This is a genomic window from Burkholderia sp. BE17, assembly GCF_009362305.1.
Taxonomy (GTDB): Bacteria; Pseudomonadota; Gammaproteobacteria; order Burkholderiales; family Burkholderiaceae; genus Burkholderia; species Burkholderia pyrrocinia_C.
In genome coordinates, this window is the sequence record NZ_WHNU01000033.1 from 91,565 (window position 1) to 111,874 (window position 20,310).

At 69.7% G+C, this 20,310-nt stretch carries 18 protein-coding genes; 9 read left to right on the top strand and 9 right to left on the bottom strand.

The genetic code is table 11. The annotated features are described in order from the left end of the window. The 3 genes from cobT to cobC are packed head-to-tail and all read left to right on the top strand — an operon-like array spanning position 1 to position 2,391. Positions 1-1,056 carry a nicotinate-nucleotide--dimethylbenzimidazole phosphoribosyltransferase gene (cobT, locus tag GD429_RS26275; protein ID WP_152861215.1) on the top strand — a complete coding sequence of 352 codons (1,056 nt, stop codon included), beginning with the start codon at positions 1-3 and terminating at the stop codon, positions 1,054-1,056. After that, positions 1,046-1,822 carry an adenosylcobinamide-GDP ribazoletransferase gene (locus GD429_RS26280; RefSeq protein ID WP_258282893.1) on the top strand — a complete coding sequence of 259 codons (777 nt, stop codon included), beginning with the start codon at positions 1,046-1,048 and terminating at the stop codon, positions 1,820-1,822. The genes cobT and GD429_RS26280 overlap by 11 nt, the downstream gene beginning before the upstream one ends. After that, on the top strand, positions 1,807-2,391 hold the full coding sequence (gene cobC, locus GD429_RS26285; protein WP_152861219.1) for an alpha-ribazole phosphatase: 585 nt from the start codon (positions 1,807-1,809) through the stop codon (positions 2,389-2,391). Before GD429_RS26280 ends, cobC begins: the two co-directional genes overlap by 16 nt. Positions 2,392-2,495: 104 nt before the next feature. On the opposite strand, the gene GD429_RS26290 is transcribed toward cobC, so the two are convergent. Genes GD429_RS26290 through cobU form a run of 4 tightly spaced genes read right to left on the bottom strand, consistent with a single transcriptional unit; the run spans position 2,496 to position 5,914 of the window. Further along, complete coding sequence (locus GD429_RS26290; RefSeq protein WP_152861221.1) at positions 2,496-3,413, bottom strand: cobalamin-binding protein; 918 nt, start codon at positions 3,411-3,413, stop codon at positions 2,496-2,498. Next, positions 3,410-4,429, bottom strand: coding sequence for a threonine-phosphate decarboxylase CobD (gene cobD, locus GD429_RS26295; RefSeq protein WP_152861223.1), 1,020 nt, complete (start codon positions 4,427-4,429; stop codon positions 3,410-3,412). The genes GD429_RS26290 and cobD overlap by 4 nt, the downstream gene beginning before the upstream one ends. Next, on the bottom strand, positions 4,422-5,366 hold the full coding sequence (cbiB, locus tag GD429_RS26300) for an adenosylcobinamide-phosphate synthase CbiB (protein ID WP_152861225.1): 945 nt from the start codon (positions 5,364-5,366) through the stop codon (positions 4,422-4,424). Before cbiB ends, cobD begins: the two co-directional genes overlap by 8 nt. Next, positions 5,360-5,914, bottom strand: coding sequence for a bifunctional adenosylcobinamide kinase/adenosylcobinamide-phosphate guanylyltransferase (cobU, locus tag GD429_RS26305; RefSeq protein WP_152861227.1), 555 nt, complete (start codon positions 5,912-5,914; stop codon positions 5,360-5,362). The genes cbiB and cobU overlap by 7 nt, the downstream gene beginning before the upstream one ends. A 75-nt stretch (positions 5,915-5,989) precedes the next feature. On the opposite strand from cobU, the gene GD429_RS26310 reads away from it, so the two are divergent. From GD429_RS26310 to GD429_RS26320, 4 genes are all read left to right on the top strand, one after another. Further along, the gene (locus GD429_RS26310; protein ID WP_152861229.1) at positions 5,990-7,492 is read left to right on the top strand and encodes a cobyric acid synthase; all 1,503 of its coding nucleotides are present in this window, start codon (positions 5,990-5,992) and stop codon (positions 7,490-7,492) included. An 83-nt stretch (positions 7,493-7,575) separates the two neighbouring features. Further along, a complete protein-coding gene (locus GD429_RS40630) occupies positions 7,576-7,716 on the top strand; it encodes a hypothetical protein (protein WP_166896785.1) in 141 nt (46 codons plus the stop codon). Positions 7,717-7,864: 148 nt separating this feature from the next. Then, the gene (locus tag GD429_RS26315) at positions 7,865-8,278 is read left to right on the top strand and encodes a DoxX family protein (RefSeq protein WP_152861231.1); all 414 of its coding nucleotides are present in this window, start codon (positions 7,865-7,867) and stop codon (positions 8,276-8,278) included. Between the two features lie 137 nt (positions 8,279-8,415). Continuing rightward, complete coding sequence (locus GD429_RS26320; protein ID WP_111016338.1) at positions 8,416-9,075, top strand: ParA family protein; 660 nt, start codon at positions 8,416-8,418, stop codon at positions 9,073-9,075. Between the two features lie 128 nt (positions 9,076-9,203). On the opposite strand, the gene panD is transcribed toward GD429_RS26320, so the two are convergent. From panD to GD429_RS26340, 4 genes are all read right to left on the bottom strand, one after another. Continuing rightward, positions 9,204-9,590: an aspartate 1-decarboxylase gene (gene panD, locus GD429_RS26325; RefSeq protein ID WP_031398432.1), complete on the bottom strand. Its 387-nt coding sequence runs from the start codon at positions 9,588-9,590 to the stop codon at positions 9,204-9,206. 44 nt (positions 9,591-9,634) lie between these two features. Beyond that, a complete protein-coding gene (gene panC, locus GD429_RS26330) occupies positions 9,635-10,474 on the bottom strand; it encodes a pantoate--beta-alanine ligase (RefSeq protein ID WP_152861233.1) in 840 nt (279 codons plus the stop codon). Positions 10,475-10,745: 271 nt separating this feature from the next. Further along, a complete protein-coding gene (locus tag GD429_RS26335; protein WP_258281252.1) occupies positions 10,746-11,618 on the bottom strand; it encodes a segregation and condensation protein A in 873 nt (290 codons plus the stop codon). Between the two features lie 4 nt (positions 11,619-11,622). Continuing rightward, positions 11,623-11,811 carry a DUF3460 family protein gene (locus tag GD429_RS26340; protein WP_006478107.1) on the bottom strand — a complete coding sequence of 63 codons (189 nt, stop codon included), beginning with the start codon at positions 11,809-11,811 and terminating at the stop codon, positions 11,623-11,625. A gap of 242 nt (positions 11,812-12,053) precedes the next feature. Between GD429_RS26340 and GD429_RS26345 the strand changes: the two genes are divergently transcribed. Together GD429_RS26345 and GD429_RS26350 are read left to right on the top strand one after the other, a co-directional pair. Continuing rightward, complete coding sequence (locus GD429_RS26345) at positions 12,054-13,868, top strand: autotransporter assembly complex protein TamA (protein WP_152861235.1); 1,815 nt, start codon at positions 12,054-12,056, stop codon at positions 13,866-13,868. 28 nt (positions 13,869-13,896) lie between these two features. After that, positions 13,897-17,934, top strand: coding sequence for a translocation/assembly module TamB domain-containing protein (locus GD429_RS26350; protein ID WP_152861237.1), 4,038 nt, complete (start codon positions 13,897-13,899; stop codon positions 17,932-17,934). Positions 17,935-18,026: 92 nt separating this feature from the next. Here the strand turns inward: GD429_RS26350 and metG are convergent, their stop codons facing one another. Further along, the gene (metG, locus tag GD429_RS26355) at positions 18,027-20,189 is read right to left on the bottom strand and encodes a methionine--tRNA ligase (protein WP_152861239.1); all 2,163 of its coding nucleotides are present in this window, start codon (positions 20,187-20,189) and stop codon (positions 18,027-18,029) included. Positions 20,190-20,310 lie beyond the last annotated feature (121 nt).

Consider the following 20,310-nt stretch of genomic DNA (forward strand, 5'->3'; position numbering starts at 1 on the left):
ATGACGACTCCGACCCACTTCCCGCCCGCGATTGCGCCGCTCGACGAGGCGCTGCGCAAGCGCCTGCAGCATGTGATCGACCACAAGACCAAGCCGCCCGGCAGCCTCGGCCAGCTCGAGGCGCTCGCGCTGCAGATCGGCCTGATCCAGCGCACCGAGAGGCCGGTCGTGCAGCGCCCCGTGACGATCGTGTTCGCCGGCGACCACGGGATCGCGGCCGAGGGCGTGAGTCCTTATCCGCAAGCGGTGACCGCGCAGATGGTTGCGAACTTCCTGGCCGGCGGCGCGGCGATCAACGCGTTCTCGGGCGTCGCGCAGAGCACGCTCGAGATCGTCGATGCGGGCGTTGCGTCGCCGCTGCCGCTGTCCGACCGGCTGGTGTCGCTGCCGGTCGCGCGCGGCACGCGCAACTTCGCGGCGGAGCCGGCGATGACGCACGACGAGGCGATGACGGCGCTCGCGGCCGGTGCGGCGCGCGTGCGCCTGCACGCGTCGCTCGGCACGAACGTGATCGGCTTCGGCGAGATGGGGATCGCGAACACGTCGTCGGCCGCGTGCCTGATGAGTCGCCTGCTCGACGTGCCGATCGACGCGTGCGTCGGGCGCGGCACGGGCCTCGACGACCAGGGCCTCACGCACAAGCGCGCGGTGCTCGGCCGCGCGCTCGTCAAGCACTCGCACGCGATCGCGCCGCTCGACGTGCTCGCGACATTCGGCGGCTTCGAGATCGCGATGATGACGGGCGCGTATCTCGCGGCCGCGAGCGAGCGGATGACGATCCTCGTCGACGGCTTCATCGCGACGGCCGCGCTGCTCGTCGCCGAGCGTATCGCGCCCGGCGTGCGCGACTACTGCGTGTTCTCGCATATGTCGCACGAGGCCGGGCACCGGCGCATGCTCGAGCATTTCGGCGCGAAGCCGCTGCTCGCGCTCGACCTGCGGCTCGGCGAAGGCACGGGTGCGGCGCTCGCGCTGCCGCTCGTGCGCGCGGCAGCCGCGTTCCTGAGCGAGATGGCGAGCTTCGAGTCTGCCGGCGTCGACAATCGTGACGCCTGATCGCGCACGCGGCGTGCATGCCGAACTGCGCTACTTCTTCGTCGCGCTCGGTTATTTCACGCGCGTGCCCGTGCCGCGCGCGATCGGCTACGCGGCCGGCGATCTCGACCAGGCCGCGCGCTATTTCCCGCTCGTCGGCGCATGCGTCGGCGCGTGGGGTGCGCTCGTCTATCTCGCCGCGCTGCGCGTGCTGCCCGCGTCGATCGCGGTCGGGCTGTCGATGGCCGCGACGCTGCTCGCGACCGGCGCATTCCACGAGGACGGCCTCGCCGACAGCTGCGATGCATTCGGCGGCGGCTATACGCGCGACGACGTGCTGCGCATCATGCACGACTCGCGGATCGGCACGTTCGGCGCGGTCGCGCTCGTGATCGCGCTCGGCCTGAAATGGCAGGCGCTCGCGGCCATGCCGCCGCTGCGCGCCGCGTGGACGATGATCGCCGCGCATGCGGCGAGCCGCGCGGCGGCCGTCAGCCTGCTGATGTCGCTCGACTATGTGCGGCCCGAAGGCAAGGCGAAGCCGGTCGCGCAACGGATGGGCGCACGCGCGGCGTGCGTCGCGGCGGTATTCGGGTTGCCGTGGCTGTTCTGGCCGGACTGGCGCATCGGCGTCGCCGCGGGCGCCGCGCTCGTGCTCGTGCGCGCGTGGGCGGCCCGCTATTTCGTGAAACGGATCGGCGGTTATACGGGTGACTGCCTCGGCTTCGCGCAGCAATTGAGCGAACTGGCGATCTATCTCGTGGTGCTCGGATGGACCTCGTCCTGATCCGCCATCCGGCCGTCGGCGTCGAGCCGGGCATGTGTTACGGACACAGCGACGTGCCGCTCGCCGCGCCGGCCGACGCCGGTGCGCATGCCGTGCACGCGCATCTGTCGGCTCTCGGCGCGCCGCGGCCCGAACAGATCTGGACGAGCCCGCTGACGCGATGCGCGTCGATCGCCGAACGGCTCGCGCAGGCATTCGATGTGCCGCTGCAACGCGATGCCGGCTGGCAGGAGATGGATTTCGGCGCGTGGGAAATGCGGCGCTGGGACGATATCGACCGTGCGGCGCTCGATGCGTGGGCGGCCGACCTGATGCATGCATGCGCGCATGGCGGCGAAAGCGTCGCGCGGTTCGCCGCGCGGGTTGCACGGCGGGCCGATGCGGTGATGCAGGCCGATCGGCCGCAATGGGCGGTCACGCATGCGGGCGTGATCCGCGCGTTCGCATCGCATGTGTTGCGTGTGCCGCTCGATACGTTGCTGTCGCGGCCGGTGCCGACAGGCGGTATCGTCTGGCTGCGTGCGGATGACGCGGCGCGAACATGGGAAGTCGTGCACTGGGATGAATAGGCTCGCTCGCGTCTGCATGTGAACGACACGACGCGCGGTCAAACCATCTCAAGCACCGGACGCAGCAGAGGCAGGTGCGCGGCCAACGCGCAAGTCAGCGGAAATCAGCGCGCCGGCCGGCGCGCACGCGCGGCATCGAGATCCTCGCACAGCGCGGCCGCGCCTTGCGCGATCCGCGGCGACGGCCGCGTCAGCAGATCGCCGTCGATCGCGAACAGGTTGTTGCGCGCCACGGCCGTCAGCGCGGGCCACGCGTGCCAACGTGCAAGGCTCGGCAGCGGATCGTCCGAGCGTGTTGCGCCGGCGCTCGTCGTCACGATCGCTTCCGGATTCGCGGCGAGCACGGCCTCGTCGGTGACGCTTGGTGCGAGCGGCTTGAGCGACGCGAACACGTTGCGGCCGCCGCACAGCGCGATCACGTCGTTGATCAGGTGCGCGCCGTTGAGCGTCGTCAGCGGGCGGTCCCAGACCTGGAAGAACATCGTGACGGGCGGCCGCGCGGCGTAACGTGCACGCAGCGTCGCGATGTCGTGCGCAAAGGACGCCGCGGCCGCATCGGCTGCCGGCTGCGTGCCGAGCAGCGCGCCGAGCCGGCGCAGCGACGACGACACATCGTCGAGATGTTTCGGTTCACTGAAGAACAGCGGGATATGCAGCGCGCGCAGCGCGTCGGTCTGCCGTTCGGCGTTGCCGTGCCGCCAGACGACGATCAGGTCCGGCTTCAGCGCGGCGATTCGTTCGAGGTCGAGCGCCTTGTTGTCGCCGACGCGCGGCACCGCTTGCGCGGCGTGCGGATAGTCGCTGTACGTGACGGTGCCGACGAGCTTCGTGCCACCGCCGGCCGCGTAGACCAGCTCGGTCGCGTGCGGCGCGAGGCTGATCACGCGCTGCGCGGGCGCAGGCAGCGTAACCGTATTGCCGGCGTCGTCGCGTGCCGCGACATCGGCATGGACGAGCGGTGCATGAGCGAGCGCGGTCAGCGTCGCGGCCGGCGCCAGCCGGCGGAACATGCGCGGGTTCATGCGGATTCCTGTTGCAGCGTCGGCACGCAGTGCGCGAGCGCATCATCGAGGCGCTGCCACTCTGCTTCGCTGCACGGCAGGCCGATGCGCACGCTCGACGGCTTCGCGAAGTATCGCGTCCAGATCCCGCGTGCCGCGAGCGCCGCGTGCAGCGCCGCGGCGCGCGGATCGTCGGTCCAGCTGAAGAGCTGTGTCGCGCGAACCGCGAAACCGTGCGTGCGCAGCAGTGCGGCCAGCCGCTCGCCGTCGGCCGCGAGTCGTTCACGCGCGGCGGCCTGCCATGCGCGATCGGCGAACGCCGCCGCGACCGCGTGACGCGCGGGGCCGCCGACCGTCCATGCGCCGAGCATGTCGCGCAGCGCGACGATCCGTTCGGGGCATGCGAGCACGAAGCCCGCTCGGATACCGGCGAGACCGAAGAATTTGCCGACCGAGCGCAGCACGACGAGCCCCGGCCGATTAACCTGCGGCGCGAGCGATTGCGTCGCGCCCGTATCGGCGAACGCCTCGTCGACGATCAGCGTGCCGCCGCGGGCCGACAACTGCGCATGCCAGCGGAGCAGGCGCTCGGCCGGCACGAATTCTGCGGTCGGGTTGTTCGGATTCCCGACGATGACGTGGCGCAGCGTCGCCGGCAGCGTATCCGTGGCGATGTCGAGCGGAACGACGCGATGGCCGTGACGCGCGAACGCGGGCGCGTATTCGCCGTACGCGAGCGACGCGACGCCGGCGTCGCCGGTCGGCAGCAACGCAGGCAATGCGCGGATCGCGGCCTGGCTGCCTGCGACCGGCAGCACGTGCGCGGGATCGGGCGCGCGGTAGTACTGCGCGGCGCAGGCCGCGAGGCCGTCGCCGTCGTCGGGCAGCCGGCGCCACGCGTCGGCCGGGACGGGCGGCACCGGATAGCCGACCGGATTGATGCCGGTCGACAGGTCGAGCCACGCGTCGTACGGAATGCCGTGGCGGCGTGCGGCTTCATGCAGGTTGCCGCCGTGCGCGATGCGTGTGTCAGACATGATGGGTGGCCATGACGAGTGCGCCGCCCGCGACCAGCAGCGCGAGCCACAGTGCGAGCGTGCGTGTGACGAGCGACAGCGCGGCGACGACGTGGACGGCGGTCGCCGTTGCGCCGGTGCCGAGCGCCGGACGATCCTCGATTTCGCCGTGATAGACGGCCGGGCCGCCGAGCTGCACGTTCAGGCTGCCCGCGCCCGCGGCCATCACCGGGCCCGCGTTCGGGCTGTCCCAGTGGCGCGCCTGCGTGCGCCAGCAGCGCCATGCGGCCGCCGTGTCGCCGAGCAGCGCGTAGCTCGCGGCCGTGAGGCGCGCGGGAATCCAGTTCAGCGCATCGTCGAGGCGCGCGGCGGCCCAGCCGAAGGTCAGGAAGCGCGGCGTGCGGTAGCCCCACATCGCGTCGAGCGTGTTCGCGAGCCGAAACAGCAGCGCGCCGGGGCCGCCCGCGACGACGAACCAGAACAATGCGCCGAAGATCGCGTCGTTGCCGTTCTCGAGCGCCGATTCGACGGCCGCGCGCGACAACGCGCCTTCGTCGGCGTCGCTCGTGTCGCGCGACACGATGCGCGCGGTCAGCTTACGCGCGGCGTCGAGGTCGCGCCGCAGCAGCGCCGCGGCGATCGGCGCGACATGGTCGGCGAGGCTTTTCGCGCCGAGCGCGAACCACAGCAGCGCGACGTGCAGCGCGGCCGCGAGCGGCCACGGCAGCACGGCCACGAGCCATGCGGCGACGGCCACCGGCGGCACGACGGCCGCGGCCCACGCGGCGACACCGGCCGCGCGGCCGCGCCGGCCCGTATTCAGAGCGCCTTCGATGCGCGCGGCGAGCCGGCCGAACGCGACGAGCGGATGCCAGCCGGCGGGTTCGCCGATCGCGCGGTCGACGATCGCGGCCGCGACCGCGAGCATCGCGACGACGGGCAGCGACAGCATCAGCATGACGGCGCTCCCGTCTTGAGGTCGAGCGGCAGGCCGGCGACGAGCAGCGTCACGCGCGTCGCGAGCGCGGCGACGCGCTGGTTCAGGCGCCCGAGTTCGTCGACGTAGCGGCGCGTGACCGACCCGAGCGGCACGACGCCGAGCCCGATCTCGTTGCTGACGACGATCACCTTCGCGCGCGCGCCGCGCAATGCGTGTTCGAGCCGCTCGACCTGCGTCGCGTACTGCGCATCGTCGAGCGGTTCGCCGTCGGCCGGGCACAGCAGGTTCGTGAGCCACAGCGTCAGGCAGTCGACCAGCAGGCACGCATGCGGATCGTCGAGCCGCGCGAGCGTGCCGGCGAGGTCGACGGGCGCATCGGCGAAGCCCCATTCGGCCGGCCGGCGCGCGCGATGATGCGCGATGCGCTGCGCGAATTCGGCATCGGCGGCGGTCGCGGTCGCGATGTAGGTGACGGGGCGGCCGCTGTCGGCCGCGAGCTGCTCGGCATGCGCGCTCTTGCCCGAGCGCGCGCCGCCGAGGACGAAGGTGAGGTCGTGCGGAATCATCGCGTGATTGTAACGGCGCGGGCGTACCGGCGCGGGCGATAATGCGGCCTTTGCTTCGCGACGACCTTTAACACGATGAATGCACCCGAACCGCGGCCGCGCGGCACGCTGATGATCCAGGGCACGACGTCCGACGCGGGCAAGAGCACGCTCGTCGCGGGCCTGTGCCGCCTGGCGCGCCGTGCCGGCGCGCGCGTTGCGCCGTTCAAGCCGCAGAACATGGCGCTCAACAGCGCGGTGACGGCCGACGGCGGCGAGATCGGCCGCGCGCAGGCGCTGCAGGCGCTGGCCGCGGGCGTCGCGCCGCATACGGATTTCAACCCCGTGCTGCTGAAGCCGACGAGCGACCGCGGCGCGCAGGTGATCATTCACGGCAAGGCGCGGTTGAACCTCGACGCGCGGGCATATCACGACTACAAGCCGGTCGCGTTCGACGCGGTGCTCGAGTCGTATGCGCGCCTGCGCGCCGGTTACGACACGGTGATCGTCGAGGGCGCCGGCAGCCCGGCCGAGATCAACCTGCGCGACGGCGACATCGCGAACATGGGCTTTGCCGAACGCGTCGACTGCCCGGTGGTGCTCGTCGCCGACATCGACCGCGGCGGCGTGTTCGCGCACCTGGTCGGCACGCTCGCGTGCCTGTCGGACAGCGAGCGTGCGCGTGTGCGCGGCTTCGTGATCAACCGCTTCCGCGGCGACATCAAACTGCTCGAACCGGGGCTCGACTGGCTGCGCGCGCAGACCGGCAAGCCGGTATTCGGCGTGCTGCCGTACCTGCACGGGCTGCTGCTCGATGCGGAGGACATGCTGCCCGCGCAGGCGCGCAGCGCCGCCGCACGCGGCGACGCCGGCGTGCTGCGCGTCGTCGTGCCCGCGCTGCCGCGCATCAGCAACCATACCGATTTCGATCCGCTGCGCGCGCATCCGCAGGTCGAGTTCACATACTGGAAGAGCGGCCCGGTGCCGGATGCCGACCTGCTGATCCTGCCCGGTTCGAAGAGCGTGCAGCGCGATCTCGCATGGCTGCGCGACGCGGGTTGGGACGCGATGATCCGTCGTCACCTGCGTTACGGCGGCAAGGTGATCGGCATCTGCGGCGGGATGCAGATGCTCGGCCGCACGCTGGACGATCCGCTCGGCCTCGAAGGCGCACCCGGCAGCGCGCCGGGGCTCGGGCTGCTCGATTTCGACACGACGCTGCAGCCCGACAAGACGCTGAAGAACGTGACGGGGCATCTCGCGCTGCCGGGCGGGGCCGCCGTGCGCGGCTACGAGATCCACATGGGAGACACGCGCGGGCCCGCGCTCGCCGCGCCCGCGTTGACGCTGGCAGCCGACGCCGCGCAGGGCGGCGCGCGCCCGGACGGCGCGGTTTCGGCTGACAACCAGATTCTCGCGACCTACGTGCACGGGCTGTTCGACGCGCCCGACGCGTGCGCGGCGCTGCTCGCGTGGGCCGGGCTCGACGGCGCGGAACGCATCGACTATCCGGCGCTGCGCGAGGCATCGCTGGAGCGGCTGGCCGACACGTTCGCCGAACATCTCGACCTCGGCGCGCTGTACGCCGAGTTTCGTTGAAGCGGCGCCGTGCCGCCCTCGCTTTTTCCGCCGGATCGCGTACAACACAAGGAGGGCGGAGGTCCGCCTGGAGGAGTGCGACGATGAAGGCTCGATGGTGGTGGAGCGTGCTGCTCGCGGCGCTGCTGGGCGCATCGGCGGTTGCGCACGCGTGCGATTCGTACACACCGGGCGGCAGCCAGTCCGGTTCCGGCGACGCCACGCAAGGCAAAAGCGGTTACTGACGCAGGTATCGGGGCATGATCGCTCATGCCCCTTTTTCGGGTTTATTCGTTCCTTTTGGGAATCAGTTAAAGCGGATTGACGTGTTTATCGGTCGAATCGGTTCGAATAGAGTGGGGCCATTCTCATCCACGCACGAAGGAATCCGCCATGAACCCCGATCGCCTGAACGATTTCGCCGCGACGCTGCTGCGCGTCGCGCTCGGCGTGCTGTACCTCGCGCACGTCGCGCAGAAGGTTTTCGTCTTCACGCTGCCCGGCACCGCGCAGTTCTTTGCGTCGATCGGCCTGCCGGGCTGGCTCGCATACCTGACGACGTTCGTCGAACTGGCGGGCGGCCTGGCGCTGCTCGCGGGTTTCCGCGTGCGCGTCGCCGCGCTCGCGCTGCTGCCGTTCATGCTCGGCGCGACCGCCGCGCATCTGCCGAACGGCTGGAGCTTCTCGTCGCCGCACGGCGGCTGGGAATATCCGGCGTTCTGGGCCGTCACGCTCGCCGTGCAGGCGCTGCTGGGCGGCGGCGCGTTCTCGATCGGCGCACGGGAGGCCGCGGTTCAGCGCGCATGACGGGCGCGTGAGCAACGCATGGTTCGGTGCACCCCGTTTCGGTGATCCCCCGTTTGCCGATATCATCGCTCCCTGTATCCGCAATCGAGCGGCGCCAGCCATGCGGCCGGCGCCGCGTGGCTTTTTCGGGGGAATTCATGACGGTGATCGTGGTGGCGAATCCGAAGGGCGGCGTGGGGAAGAGCACGTTGTCCACCAATCTTGCCGGCTATTTCGCGGCGCAGGGCGCGTGGGTCGCGCTCGCCGACCTGGACCGGCAGCAGTCCGCGCATGCGTGGCTCGACCTGCGGCCGGCCGGCTTGCCGGCGATCGAATCGTGGGATCTGGATCCGGACGCGCCGTCGAAGCCGCCGCGCGGCCTTGAATACGCGGTGATCGATACGCCGGCCGGCCTGCACGGCAACCGGCTCAGCGTCGCGCTGCAACTGGCCGACAAGGTGATCGTGCCGCTGCAGCCGTCGATGTTCGATATTCTCGCGACCCAGCAGTTTCTGGAGCGCCTCGCCGGCGAGAAGGCCGTGCGCAAGGGCGGTGTCGAGGTCGGGATCGTCGGGATGCGGGTCGATGCGCGCACGCGCTCGTCCGACCAGCTGCACCGCTTCGTCGAAGGGCTCGGCCTGCCGGTGCTCGGCTACGTGCGCGACACGCAGAACTACGTGCAGATCGCCGCGCATGGCCTCACGCTGTGGGACGTCGCGAAGAGTCGTGTCGAAAAGGATCTCGAACAATGGCGGCCGATCGTCGAGTGGGCCGAACGCGGTGCGCCGAAGGCGGAGAAGGCCGCCAAGGCGTCCTGATCCGATCGCGCGGCGGGCGCGCGCCGAAATGAGAAAGGGCCGGATCCCGTGTCGCACGGGATCCGGCCCTTCGACCGCAGGCGGCGCAGCCGCGCCCGCGCGCCACGGCACGCGGGCGGCTGCTCAGGTTAGGTCCAGTTCTGCGTCGGCACGTGATCGCGGTGGCCCTTGATCTTGTTGCCGTCGTCGATGAATACGAGCTTCGGCTTCCAGCCGGCCTGCAGCTCGGCTTCGTCGACCATCGCGAATGCCGCGATGATCACGAGGTCGCCGAGCTGCGCACGGCGCGCGGCCGAGCCGTTCAGCGAGATCATCCCGCTGCCGCGCTCGCCCTTGATCGCGTACGTCGAGAAGCGCTCGCCGTTGTTGATGTTCCAGATGTCGATCCGTTCGTTTTCGACGATGTTCGACGCTTCGAGCAGGTCTTCGTCGATCGCGCACGAGCCTTCGTAGTGCAGCTCGCAGTGCGTGACTGCCGCGCGGTGGATCTTCGATTTGAGCATGTGGCGCTGCATGGTGTCTCCGTGATGCGTCGTGAGAGGCGCGGGCGGGCGGCCCGTCAGATTTCCAGGTTGTCGATGAGGCGCGTCGCGCCGAGCTTCGCGGCCGCGAGCACGACGAGCGGCTCGCCGGCTTCGAGTTCGGCGGCGCTCGGCGCGATCAGGTTCGCGCGGCGGCGGATCGACAGGTAGTCGGGCACCCAGCCGCGCTCGGCCAGGTGCGTGCGCGCCAGTTGCTCGAGCTTGCCGAGGTCGCGCTCGCCGCCGAGCACGCTTTCGCGCATGCGCTGCAGCGTCTTCGCGAGTTCGGGCGCTTCCCGGCGCTCGTCGGCCGACAGGTAGCGGTTGCGCGACGACAGCGCGAGGCCGTCCTCGTCGCGCACGGTTTCGGCCGCGATGATGTCGACCGGCAGCGCGAGCTGCTGGCACATGCGGCGCACGATCATCAACTGCTGGTAGTCCTTCTTGCCGAACACGGCGACGCGCGGCTGCACGCAGGCCATCAGCTTCGACACGACGGTGCACACGCCGGTGAAGAAGCCGGGCCGGAATTCCCCTTCGAGGATCCCGCCGAGATCGTCCGGCGGCAGCACGCGGTATTCCTGCGGTTCCGGGTACATGTCGCGCTCGGTCGGCGCGAACAGCACGTAGACGTTTTCCTTCTGCAGCTTCTCGATATCGTCCTGCAGCGTGCGCGGATACTTGTCGAAATCCTCGTTCGGGCCGAACTGCAGGCGGTTGACGAAGATGCTCGCCACGACCGGGTCGCCGTGCTGGCGCGCGAGGCGCATCAACGACAGGTGCCCTTCGTGCAGGTTGCCCATCGTCGGCACGAACGCCGTGCGGTTCTGTCCGCGCAACTGGTCGCGCAGTTCCTGGATCGAGCTGATGACTTTCATGATCGGGTAGCGGGTTCCTCGCGCATGCGCGCGTTGGCGCCGCGGCAGCGGCGTCGGGGTCGAAGCGGAGAACGCCGGCGCGCGGGCGGCGCATCGGGCGTCGGCGGATTGTAGAGGATTTGGCCGCCAAACGCATCGAAAAGAGAACGATCGTTCACTTTTTAATCGGGCGTACGGGAAACGAGCCGCGGCTTGGGGCCGCGGCCACCCGCCGCGGCGAAGCGGCGAGCGTCGGGGTGAATCGGGAGAACGGGACGGGTGGGCGCGGGCCTTACGCGGGCAGGTACGCGAGGCGCACGTAGATCGGCGCGAACGGCTCGGGCTGCGTGATCTCGACGAGCGATTCACGCGCGAGTTCGAGCATCGCGATGAAGTTCACGACGACGACCGGCACGCCGCGCGACGTGTCGAACAGGTCGGCGAATTCCATGAATCGCGCGTTCTGCAGCCGGCGCAGGATCAGGCTCATGTGTTCGCGCACCGACAGCTCCTCGCGGGAGATCTTGTGGTGCTGGACGAGCTTCGCGCGCTTGAGCACGTCGGCCCACGCGGCGCGCAGGTCGTCGGAGTTCACGTCGGGGAAGCGCGGCGTGATGCTTTGCTCGATGTAGACGTCGGCGCGCAGGAAGTCGCGGCCGAGCTGCGGCAACTGGTCGAGACGCTGTGCGGCGAGCTTCATCTGCTCGTATTCGAGCAGGCGGCGCACGAGTTCGGCACGCGGATCTTCCGCTTCGTCGCCGGTGTCGGCCTTCTTGACCGGCAGCAGCATCCGCGACTTGATCTCGATCAGCATCGCGGCCATCAGCAGGTATTCGGCGGCCAGCTCGAGGTTCGACGTGCGGATCTGGTCGACATAGCCCAGATATTGCGCGGTGACCTGCGCCATCGGGATGTCGAGCACGTTGAAGTTCTGCTTGCGGATCAGGTACAGCAGCAGGTCGAGCGGGCCTTCGAACGTCTCGAGGAAGATCTCGAGCGCATCAGGCGGGATGTAGAGATCCTGCGGCAGCTTGAAGAGCGGCTCGCCGTACAGGCGAGCGAACGCCGCGACACCGTCGACCGTGTCGGGCGTCGAATCGGCGCCCGCGGGCGCGGCGATCGCGTCGTCCTGCCGGGCGGCGCTGGCCTCGTCGGCGGCGCTCACGTCGTCAGAAGTTCTGGTAGTAGACGTACGACGTTTGCTTCACGCGCGATTCCTGCTGCTCGGCGCGCTCTTCGAGGTCGATCGGCTGCTTGTCCCACAGCAGCGAACGGCCCTTGCGCTGCTCTTCCTCGAGCGTCGGCTTCTGCTGCTTGAGCTGGTTCAGGAACTGCGTGACGTCGGACTGGTACGGCATGGCTGGATTTTCCGTTTCGGGCGGCGCACGATGCGCCGGATTCGCGATGGCGGGATTTTACCGCATTGGGGGAACGGCCGGCGCCAATCGCGCGTCGAACCCGCGGGCCGGCGCGGACAGGCGTCGCGCCGCAGTCACGCTGGTTCGCGACGCCTTTCGGAAACGTTTGGCTTTGACGCCAGCGCCCTGTGGTCAAATACAGGGTTTCCACGAAATCGTGACAACCGAGGGCGAGGTCATATTTGGCGGGGCAGTCGAACCAGCAAGCACACATGGCGCATGACGCGGGCCCGCGCGCGGCACGCAATCGCGCCGGCGCCGCGGCCCGAGCCGCACGGGCGGCCCTCGCGGGTTGCGTGGCCGCGTGCTTCGCGCTGCCGGCCCACGCGAAGTACGACGTCGACATCGACGCGCCGCGCTCGGTCCGCAAGCTGCTCAAGTCGCATCTCGATATTGCGCGCTTCTCGAAGCGCGACGACATCAGCGACGACCAGTTCGACTTCCTCGTGACCGCCACCCCGCAGCAGGTGCGCGACCTGACCGCGACTGCCGGTTATTTCTCGCCGGTCGTGCGCACCGACGTGCGCACGCGCGACGGCAAGCGCGACGTGCGCATCGCGGTCGATCCGGGGCCGCAGACCGTCGTGTCGACGGTCGACCTGACGTTCAAGGGCCCCGTCGATACCGAAGATCCGAAGCAGGAGGCCGCGACCCGCTTCGCGTTCTCGCTGAAGCCGGGCGACCCGTTCACGCAGTCCGACTGGGACGGCGCGAAGGGCGCGGCGCTCAAGCAACTGCAGTCGCGCCGCTATCTCGGTGCGAAGATCGCGTCGTCCGAGGCGCGCATCGACCCGCGCACGCAGCGCGCGACGCTCGCGGTCACGTTCGACAGCGGCCCGACCTTCACGATCGGCAAGGTCGATGTCGACGGCGTGCGCCGCTATCCGGAGAAGATCGTCGCGAACGTCAATCCGCTGTCGGAAGGCGAGATCTACGATGTGCAGCGGATCACCGAATTGCAGCGGCAGTTGCAGAACACGCCGTACTACGCGAGCGTCGCGATCGACGTCGGCGACGATACGGCGAAGCCCGAACGCACGCCCGTGCACGTGAAGGTCAGCGAGTTCCCGTACAACAGCATCCGCGGCGGCGTCGGCTATGCAACCGACACGGGCCCGCATGTGCAGGGCTCCTATACGTATCTCGACACGTTCGGCGCCGCATGGCCGCTGACCGTGTCGGGCCGGCTCGACCAGATCCAGCAGTACGGGCAGGTCCAGCTGTCGATGCCGCCGGGCGAGCGGGGGTGGACCAACAGCGTGCTCGCGTCGTATACGAACACCAACGTGTCGGACACGCGCATCTACAGCGCGCGGGTCGGCGTGCAGCGCACGCGCACGGGCCAGTTCATCGACTATGCGTATTCGCTGATGTTCTACCAGGACCGGCTCGACCAGAACGGCGCGGGGCCGACCACGAGCCGCGCGCTCGTGCCGCAATGGGCCTGGACGCGCCGCAACGTCGACGATCCGCTGTTTCCGCGTTCGGGCAACCTGATCCACGCGGAGGCCGGCTTCGCGGTCAAGGGCGTGGCGACCGACCAGACCTTCATCCGCGGCTATGCGCGCGGCCAGCAGTACCTGCCGATCGGCAAGCGCGACCTGTTCGTGTTCCGCGCGGAGCTCGGCGGCGTGTTCACGAGCGGCAGCTCGACCGGCGTGCCGGCATCGCTGCTGTTCCGCGCGGGCGGCTCGAACTCGGTGCGCGGTTACGGTTACCAGAGCATCGGCAACAGCGTCGCCGGCTCCGTTTTGCCGACCAAGTACCTGATGACGGGCACCGCCGAGTACCAGCACTGGTTCAACCGCGACTGGGGCGCCGCGACGTTCTTCGACATCGGTACCGCGACCGATGCGTGGGGCGAGAAGGTGTTCTACCCGGGCGTCGGCATCGGTGCGCGCTGGCGCAGCCCGGTCGGCCCGATCAACGTCGACGTCGCGTACGGGTTGCGCAACCACAGCGTGCGCCCGTACCTGACGCTCGGCATCGCTTTCTGAACGTACCGCTTCATCCACGACGAACCGCATGACGAAGGACCCGAACGACACGCCGCCGCCTCACGATCCGGACTCGCCCGACGGCGCGCCCGCCGCGCCGCCGCGCGCGCCGCGCCGCGGGCGTGCGGTGCGCGTCGTCGCGTGGACGCTTGCGACGGCCGTGCTGCTCGTCGTGCTGGCGGTGGGGCTGATACTGGCCGCGGCGACGACCGAGCGCGGCACGCGGCTCGCGTGGCAGGCGGCCGTGCGCGTGCTCGGCGGGCAGCTCGCGGGCACGCTCGAGGGCGGAACGCTCGCGACCGGCGTGCGGCTGCGCGACTTCGCGTGGACGAGCCCCGGCGGTGCGGGCACGGAAGTACGCATCGACCGGATCGCGGGCCGCTGGGCGCTGACCCGCGCGCCGTGGCGGCTGTCCGTCGCCTATCTTCGCGCGGGCACGATCGACGTGCGAATCGTGCCGGGGCCGTCGACGCCGAGCACGACGCCGCAGGACCTGAGCCTGCCGCTGCAACTGCGGATCGACGACCTGCGCGTCGATCACCTCGCGATTCACGAAGGCGGTTCGACGACGCAGCTCGACCATCTCGCGTTGAACGGCCGCAGCGACGGCCGTCACCATGAACTCGCGCTCGACAGCATCGATACGCCGTACGGCGCGCTGACCGCACGCGCGAAGCTCGACGGCGTGAAGCCGTTCGCGCTGACGGGCGAAGCCACCTACGCGGGCAAGCTGTCCAACGAGCCGGTCGACGCGCGGGCCCGCGTGTCGGGTTCGCTCGAGGCGCTCGTCGCCGACGTCGACGCGAGCGGGATGAAGCTGAGCGGGCGCGCGCACGTCGAGGCCGCGCCATTCGGCGCGGTGCCGCTCACGCGTGCGTCGCTCGCGTTCGATCACGTGAACCCGCAGGCGCTTGCGCCCGGCGCGCCGGCCGCCGATCTCGCGGTGCGCGCGGAACTCGCGCCCGTGACCGCGCCGGCCGACGCCACGTCGGCGAAGGGTTTCGCGGTGACGGGCCCCGTGTCGATCGTCAACGCGAAGCCCGGTACGCTGGGCGACCACCTGCTGCCGGTGATCGATGCGCACGCGAACGTGCATCTCGACGCGCATGCGCAGCGGATCGACGATCTCGCGCTGAAACTGATCCGCGACGGCAGCGTGACGGGCAACGGCACGCTGACGGGCGGCAAGGGCCGCTTCGACCTGAAGGTCGCGAACCTCGACCTGAACGCATTCGTCGCCGAGCTGCGGCCGATGCGCCTGGGCGGCCCGGTCGGCGTGACGCTCGCGGGCGACGTGACGACCGTCGACTTCAACCTGAACGACCCGAAGCTCGCGCTCGGCGCGCGCGCGAAGGTCGCGCTGACGTCGCAGCAGACGGTGCTGACCGACGCGCGCGTGACGGCGGCCAAGGGCCGTATCGACCTGACGGGCGTGTTCCGCCACGACGCGCATTCGAGCTACGACGCGAAGGCGACGCTGACGGCGTTCGATCCGCTGCTGCTCGCCGCGCTACGTGCGCCGAAGGCCGGCGGCAAGGCGGCCGCCAAGGCAGCGGCGCCGGCCAGGCGCGGCGAGACGCGCGTGTCGGGCACGCTGACCGCGTCGGGCGCGTTTGCGCCGCAGGTGTCGACGAAGGCGACCTTCAAGCTCGGCGACAGCCTGTACGACGGTGTGCCGCTGACCGGTGCCGGCGTCGTGCAGCTCGTCGGCTCGCGGATCCTGCCGAGCAACGCGAACCTGTCGATCGCGGGCAACCACGTCGATTTGCGCGGCAGCTTCGGCGCGCCCGGCGACCGGCTGCGCTTCGTCGTCGACGCGCCGCAGCTCGACCGGCTCGGCTTCGGCGTGGAAGGGCTCGTGCAGGCGCAGGGCGACCTGACGGGCAGCTTCGCGCATCCGAACGTGACGGCCACCTACAAGGCCGAGCGCGTCGTCGTCGGATCGAACCGGATCGGCGCCGCGCAGGGCCGCGCGGACATCCGCGACGGCGCGCACGGCGCACTCGTGTTCACGGCCGACGCGACCGACATCGCGCTCGGCTCGCTGAAGCTGAAATCGCTGCGCGCGAATCTGAACGGCACGCGCGCGAAGCACACGCTCGACGCATCGGCGCTCGGGACGGCCGGCGGCCGCGTGATCGACGCGACGCTCGCGGCGAACGGCGGCGTGGTCGAGAGCCGCGACGGGATGCGCTGGGACGGCACCGTCACGCGCCTCGCGAACCGCGGCACGCCGGCCGTCGCGCTGCAGGCGCCGCTCACCGTGTCGGCCGGCGCCGGACGCGTGACGCTCGGCGCGACACGGCTCACGCTCGAAGGCGCGGCGATCGACCTGAAGTCGTTCGTGTTCGATCACGGCCAGATGCGCTCGGCAGGCTCGGTGAGCGGCGTATCGGTTGCGCGTTTCCTCGAGATCCGCCAGGAGCTGACGGGCCAGCGGCCGCCGGTGCGCACCGACGTCGTGCTCGATGCCGACTGGGATTTCTCGCTCGGCGCGAACGCGACGGGCTACGTGCAGGTGAAGCGCCGCGGCGGCGACGTGACGATCGAGAGCGGGCGCGGCATCGCGTCGCTGGGGCTGACCGACCTGTCCGCGCGCGCGAGCTTCGCGCCCGGCAACCGGCTCAACGTGACGGCGCTCGCGAAGGCGAACCGGATCGGCACGCTCGACGCGAACGTCACGGTGCCGTTCGCGCTGCGCGACGGCATGTTCGGGGTCGCCGACGACGGCCCGCTGTCGGGTCGCATCGACGCCGACATCCCGTCGCTGAAAGCGACCGGCAACCTGTTCGGGCCGAGCTACCTGCTCGGCGGGCGCGCGGCGCTGAAGCTGACGGTCGCCGGCACGCCGTTGAAGCCGAACCTGTCGGGGATGCTGACGGGCGATGACCTGTCCGCGACGCTCGTCGACCAGGGCGTGCAACTGAAGGACGGCATCGTGCGCGTGAAGCTCACGGAAAACCTCGTCGAATTCCAGCAGGTCGAGTTCCACGGCGGCGACGGCACGCTGCGCGCGCTCGGCCGCGTGCGCCTCGACGGCGAGGCGCCCGACCTGACCGCGAGCATCGTCGCGGACAAGCTCGAACTGTTCGCGGCGCCGGATCGCAAGCTGTCGCTGTCGGGCAAGGCGACGGTCGCGAACGACGGGCCGCGCGGCGCGCTGTCGATCGACGGCAAGTTCGTCGTCGACCATGCGCTGTTCGACCTGCCCGAGGAATCGGCGCCGCACCTGTCCGACGATGTCGTGATCATGCAGCCGGACGGCACGGTGCGCGGCGAGACGCCGACGGGCACCGCGGTGGCGAAGCCGCAGCCGGCCACGGACAAGCCGGCGCCGTCGCTCGCGCCGCGCGCGAACATCGACATCGGCCTCGGCAACAACTTCCGCTTCAAGGGCCACGGCGCGGATCTCGGGCTGCGCGGCACGATCACAGTGATGAGCGCGCCGGGCGTGCCGCTGCGCGCGGTCGGCAACGTGCGCGTGACCGAAGGATCGACGTACACGTCGTTCGGCCGCAAGCTCGCGATCGAGAACGGCTTCTTCACGTTCAACGGGCCCGTGTCGAATCCGGGCGTCAACATCCTCGCGATGCGGCGCAACCAGGAGGTCGAGGCCGGCGTGCAGGTGACGGGCACGATCCAGTCGCTGACGGTCAAGCTCGTGTCGGAGCCGAACGTCACCGACAACGAAAAGCTGTCGTGGCTGCTGTTCGGGCACGGCACCGACCAGGGCAACAACGTCGGCCAGCAGGGGACGATGACAGCGGCGCTCGGGCTGCTCGGCAGCGTGACCGGCAAGCGGGTCGCGCAGACCTTCGGCCTCGACGAGTTCTCGATCGGCCGCAGCGATGTCGGCCTGACCGATCCGCAGGTCGTGCAGGTGTCGAAGGCGATCAACGAGCGTTTCGTGCTCGGCTTCGAGCAGGGCCTGCAGTCGGCGAGCAACGCGTTCAAGGCGACGATCAACCTGACGCGCTTCTGGTCGGTGTCCGCGTACGGCGGCACGTTCCAGGGTGTCGACCTGAACTACACGCGGCGCTTCGACCGCTGGTTCGGGCAACGCTGACGGCGGGCGTCGCGCCGCACACGTGAAAAAAAGGCCCCGCACGATTTGTGCGGGGCCTTTTTTCGTGCAAGCGGCGGTGCGCTCGGCTCGGCTTATTTCACACGCATGCCGGGCTTCGCACCGCTGTGCGGCTCGAGGATGTAGAGGCCCGGTTCTGCCTTCTCGTCGGTCGCCGACGCAGCGAGCACCATCCCTTCGGACAGGCCGAACTTCATCTTGCGCGGCGCGAGGTTCGCGACCATCACCGTCAGCTTGCCGACGAGCTGCTCGGGCTGGTACGCGGACTTGATGCCCGAGAACACGTTGCGGGTCTTTTCCTCGCCGACGTCGAGCGTGAGCTGCAGCAGCTTGTCCGAGCCTTCGACGGCCTGGCACGCGACGATCTTCGCGATGCGCAGGTCGATCTTCGCGAAATCGTCGATCGAGATGGGGGCGTCGTCGGCGCCGTTCACGACGGCCGGCTTCGCGTTGGTCTTGGCGTTCTTCGCATCCTTTGCATCCTTCGCGGCGTTCACACCCGCAGCGGCGGCGCCGGCCGCGTCGGCTTGCAGCGAATCGCGGTTCGCGGCGAGCAGCGCGTCGATCTGCTTCGCATCGACGCGCGTCATCAGGTGCTGGTACGCCTTGATCGGCTGTTCCGACGACAGCGGCTTTGCGGCATCGGACCACGTGAGCGGTGCGATCCCGAAGAACGCCTCGACGGATTCGGCGACGCGCGGCATCACCGGCTTCAGCGCGAGCGACAGCAGGCGGAACGCCTCGAGGCTCACGCTGCAGGTTTCGTGCAGCGCGACCGCGTTGGCCGGATCCTTCGCGAGCTCCCACGGCTTCGCGCCGTCGACGTACGCGTTCACGTCGTCCGCGAGTTCCATCGTGTGGCGCAGCGCGCGGCTGTATTCGCGTGCTTCGTAGTTCGCGGCGATCGCGGGAATCGCATCGCGCAGCTTCGCGACGAGCGGATGGTTCATCGCGCTGTCCTGCACGCGGCCGTCGAAGCGCTTGAGCAGGAAGCCGGCCGCGCGGCTCGCGATGTTCACGTACTTGCCGACGAGGTCGCTGTTCACGCGCGCCTGGAAATCGTCGAGGTTCAGGTCGATGTCTTCCATCGTCGCGTTCAGCTTCGCGGCGAAGTAGTAGCGCAGCCACTCGGGGTTCAGGCCCGTGTCGATGTAGCTCTGCGCGGTGATGAACGTGCCGCGCGACTTCGACATCTTCGCGCCGTCGACCGTCAGGAAGCCGTGCGCGAACACGTTGGTCGGCGTGCGGTGGCCCGAGAACTCGAGCATCGCGGGCCAGAACAGCGTGTGGAAGTACAGGATGTCCTTGCCGATGAAGTGGTACTGCTCGGCCTTCGAGCCCGCGCGGATCCATGCGTCGAAATCGATGCCGTTGCGGTCGCACAGGTTCTTGAAGCTCGCGTAGTAGCCGACCGGCGCGTCGAGCCACACGTAGAAATACTTGCCGGGCGCGCCCGGGATCTCGAAGCCGAAGTACGGCGCGTCACGCGAGATGTCCCAGTCGGCGAGCTTGGCCTCGCCGGCGTCGCCCAGCCATTCGCGCATCTTGTTGGTCGCTTCGGGCTGCGCGAGGCCGCTCACCCATTCGCGCAGGAACGTCTCGCAGCGCGGGTCGGACAGGCGGAAGAAGTAGTGCTTCGACGTCTTGCGCACCGGCGTCGCGCCCGACACGACCGAATACGGGTTCAGCAGTTCGGTCGGCAGGTAGGTCGAGCCGCACACCTCGCAGTTGTCGCCGTACTGGTCCTTCGCGTGGCACTTCGGGCACTCGCCCTTGATGAAGCGGTCCGGCAGGAACATTTCCTTGACGGGGTCGTACGCCTGCTCGATCTCGCGCTCGGCGATCAGCCCGGCTTCCCGCAGCGCGAGGTAGATCTGCTCGCTCAGCACGCGGTTCTCGTCCGAGTCGGTCGTGTAGAAGTTGTCGAACGACACGCCGAAGCTGTCGAAGTCGCGCTTGTGCTCGGTCCAGACGCGGTCGATCAGCTGCTTCGGGCTCAGGCCTTCCTTCTCCGCGCGCAGCATGACCGGCGTGCCGTGCGTGTCGTCGGCGCCGATGTAGTAGACCTCGTGACCGTGCATTCGCAGCGTCCGCACCCAGATGTCGGTCTGGATGTACTCGACCAGGTGGCCGATGTGGATCTGCCCGTTGGCATAGGGCAGTGCGGACGTAACGAGGATCTGGCGCGCGCCTTGCGGCGCCGCAGCCTGCACGGAAGTGAGGTCGGTTGCGGACATAGGGTCTGTAGAGGAACGGCGGAAATACGACGGGAAACTGCGATTCTAGCAGGGGCGCGGGCCGGGGAGGCGGGCCGGCGGCGCGTGGCGGGCGCCGGGACGGGCGGGGCCGCGCAAACGG

Excerpts from the sequence above, each read along its gene's own strand:
- cobT (WP_152861215.1), top strand. The coding sequence starts at position 1 with ATGACGACTCCGACCCACTTCCCGCCCGCGATTGCGCCGCTCGACGAG.
- cobC (WP_152861219.1), top strand. The coding sequence starts at position 1,807 with ATGGACCTCGTCCTGATCCGCCATCCGGCCGTCGGCGTCGAGCCGGGC.
- GD429_RS26290 (WP_152861221.1), bottom strand. The coding sequence starts at position 3,413 with ATGAACCCGCGCATGTTCCGCCGGCTGGCGCCGGCCGCGACGCTGACC.
- cobD (WP_152861223.1), bottom strand. The coding sequence starts at position 4,429 with ATGTCTGACACACGCATCGCGCACGGCGGCAACCTGCATGAAGCCGCA.
- cbiB (WP_152861225.1), bottom strand. The coding sequence starts at position 5,366 with ATGCTGATGCTGTCGCTGCCCGTCGTCGCGATGCTCGCGGTCGCGGCC.
- cobU (WP_152861227.1), bottom strand. The coding sequence starts at position 5,914 with ATGATTCCGCACGACCTCACCTTCGTCCTCGGCGGCGCGCGCTCGGGC.
- GD429_RS26310 (WP_152861229.1), top strand. The coding sequence starts at position 5,990 with ATGAATGCACCCGAACCGCGGCCGCGCGGCACGCTGATGATCCAGGGC.
- GD429_RS40630 (WP_166896785.1), top strand. The coding sequence starts at position 7,576 with ATGAAGGCTCGATGGTGGTGGAGCGTGCTGCTCGCGGCGCTGCTGGGC.
- GD429_RS26315 (WP_152861231.1), top strand. The coding sequence starts at position 7,865 with ATGAACCCCGATCGCCTGAACGATTTCGCCGCGACGCTGCTGCGCGTC.
- GD429_RS26320 (WP_111016338.1), top strand. The coding sequence starts at position 8,416 with ATGACGGTGATCGTGGTGGCGAATCCGAAGGGCGGCGTGGGGAAGAGC.
- panD (WP_031398432.1), bottom strand. The coding sequence starts at position 9,590 with ATGCAGCGCCACATGCTCAAATCGAAGATCCACCGCGCGGCAGTCACG.
- panC (WP_152861233.1), bottom strand. The coding sequence starts at position 10,474 with ATGAAAGTCATCAGCTCGATCCAGGAACTGCGCGACCAGTTGCGCGGA.
- GD429_RS26340 (WP_006478107.1), bottom strand. The coding sequence starts at position 11,811 with ATGCCGTACCAGTCCGACGTCACGCAGTTCCTGAACCAGCTCAAGCAG.
- GD429_RS26350 (WP_152861237.1), top strand. The coding sequence starts at position 13,897 with ATGACGAAGGACCCGAACGACACGCCGCCGCCTCACGATCCGGACTCG.
- metG (WP_152861239.1), bottom strand. The coding sequence starts at position 20,189 with ATGTCCGCAACCGACCTCACTTCCGTGCAGGCTGCGGCGCCGCAAGGC.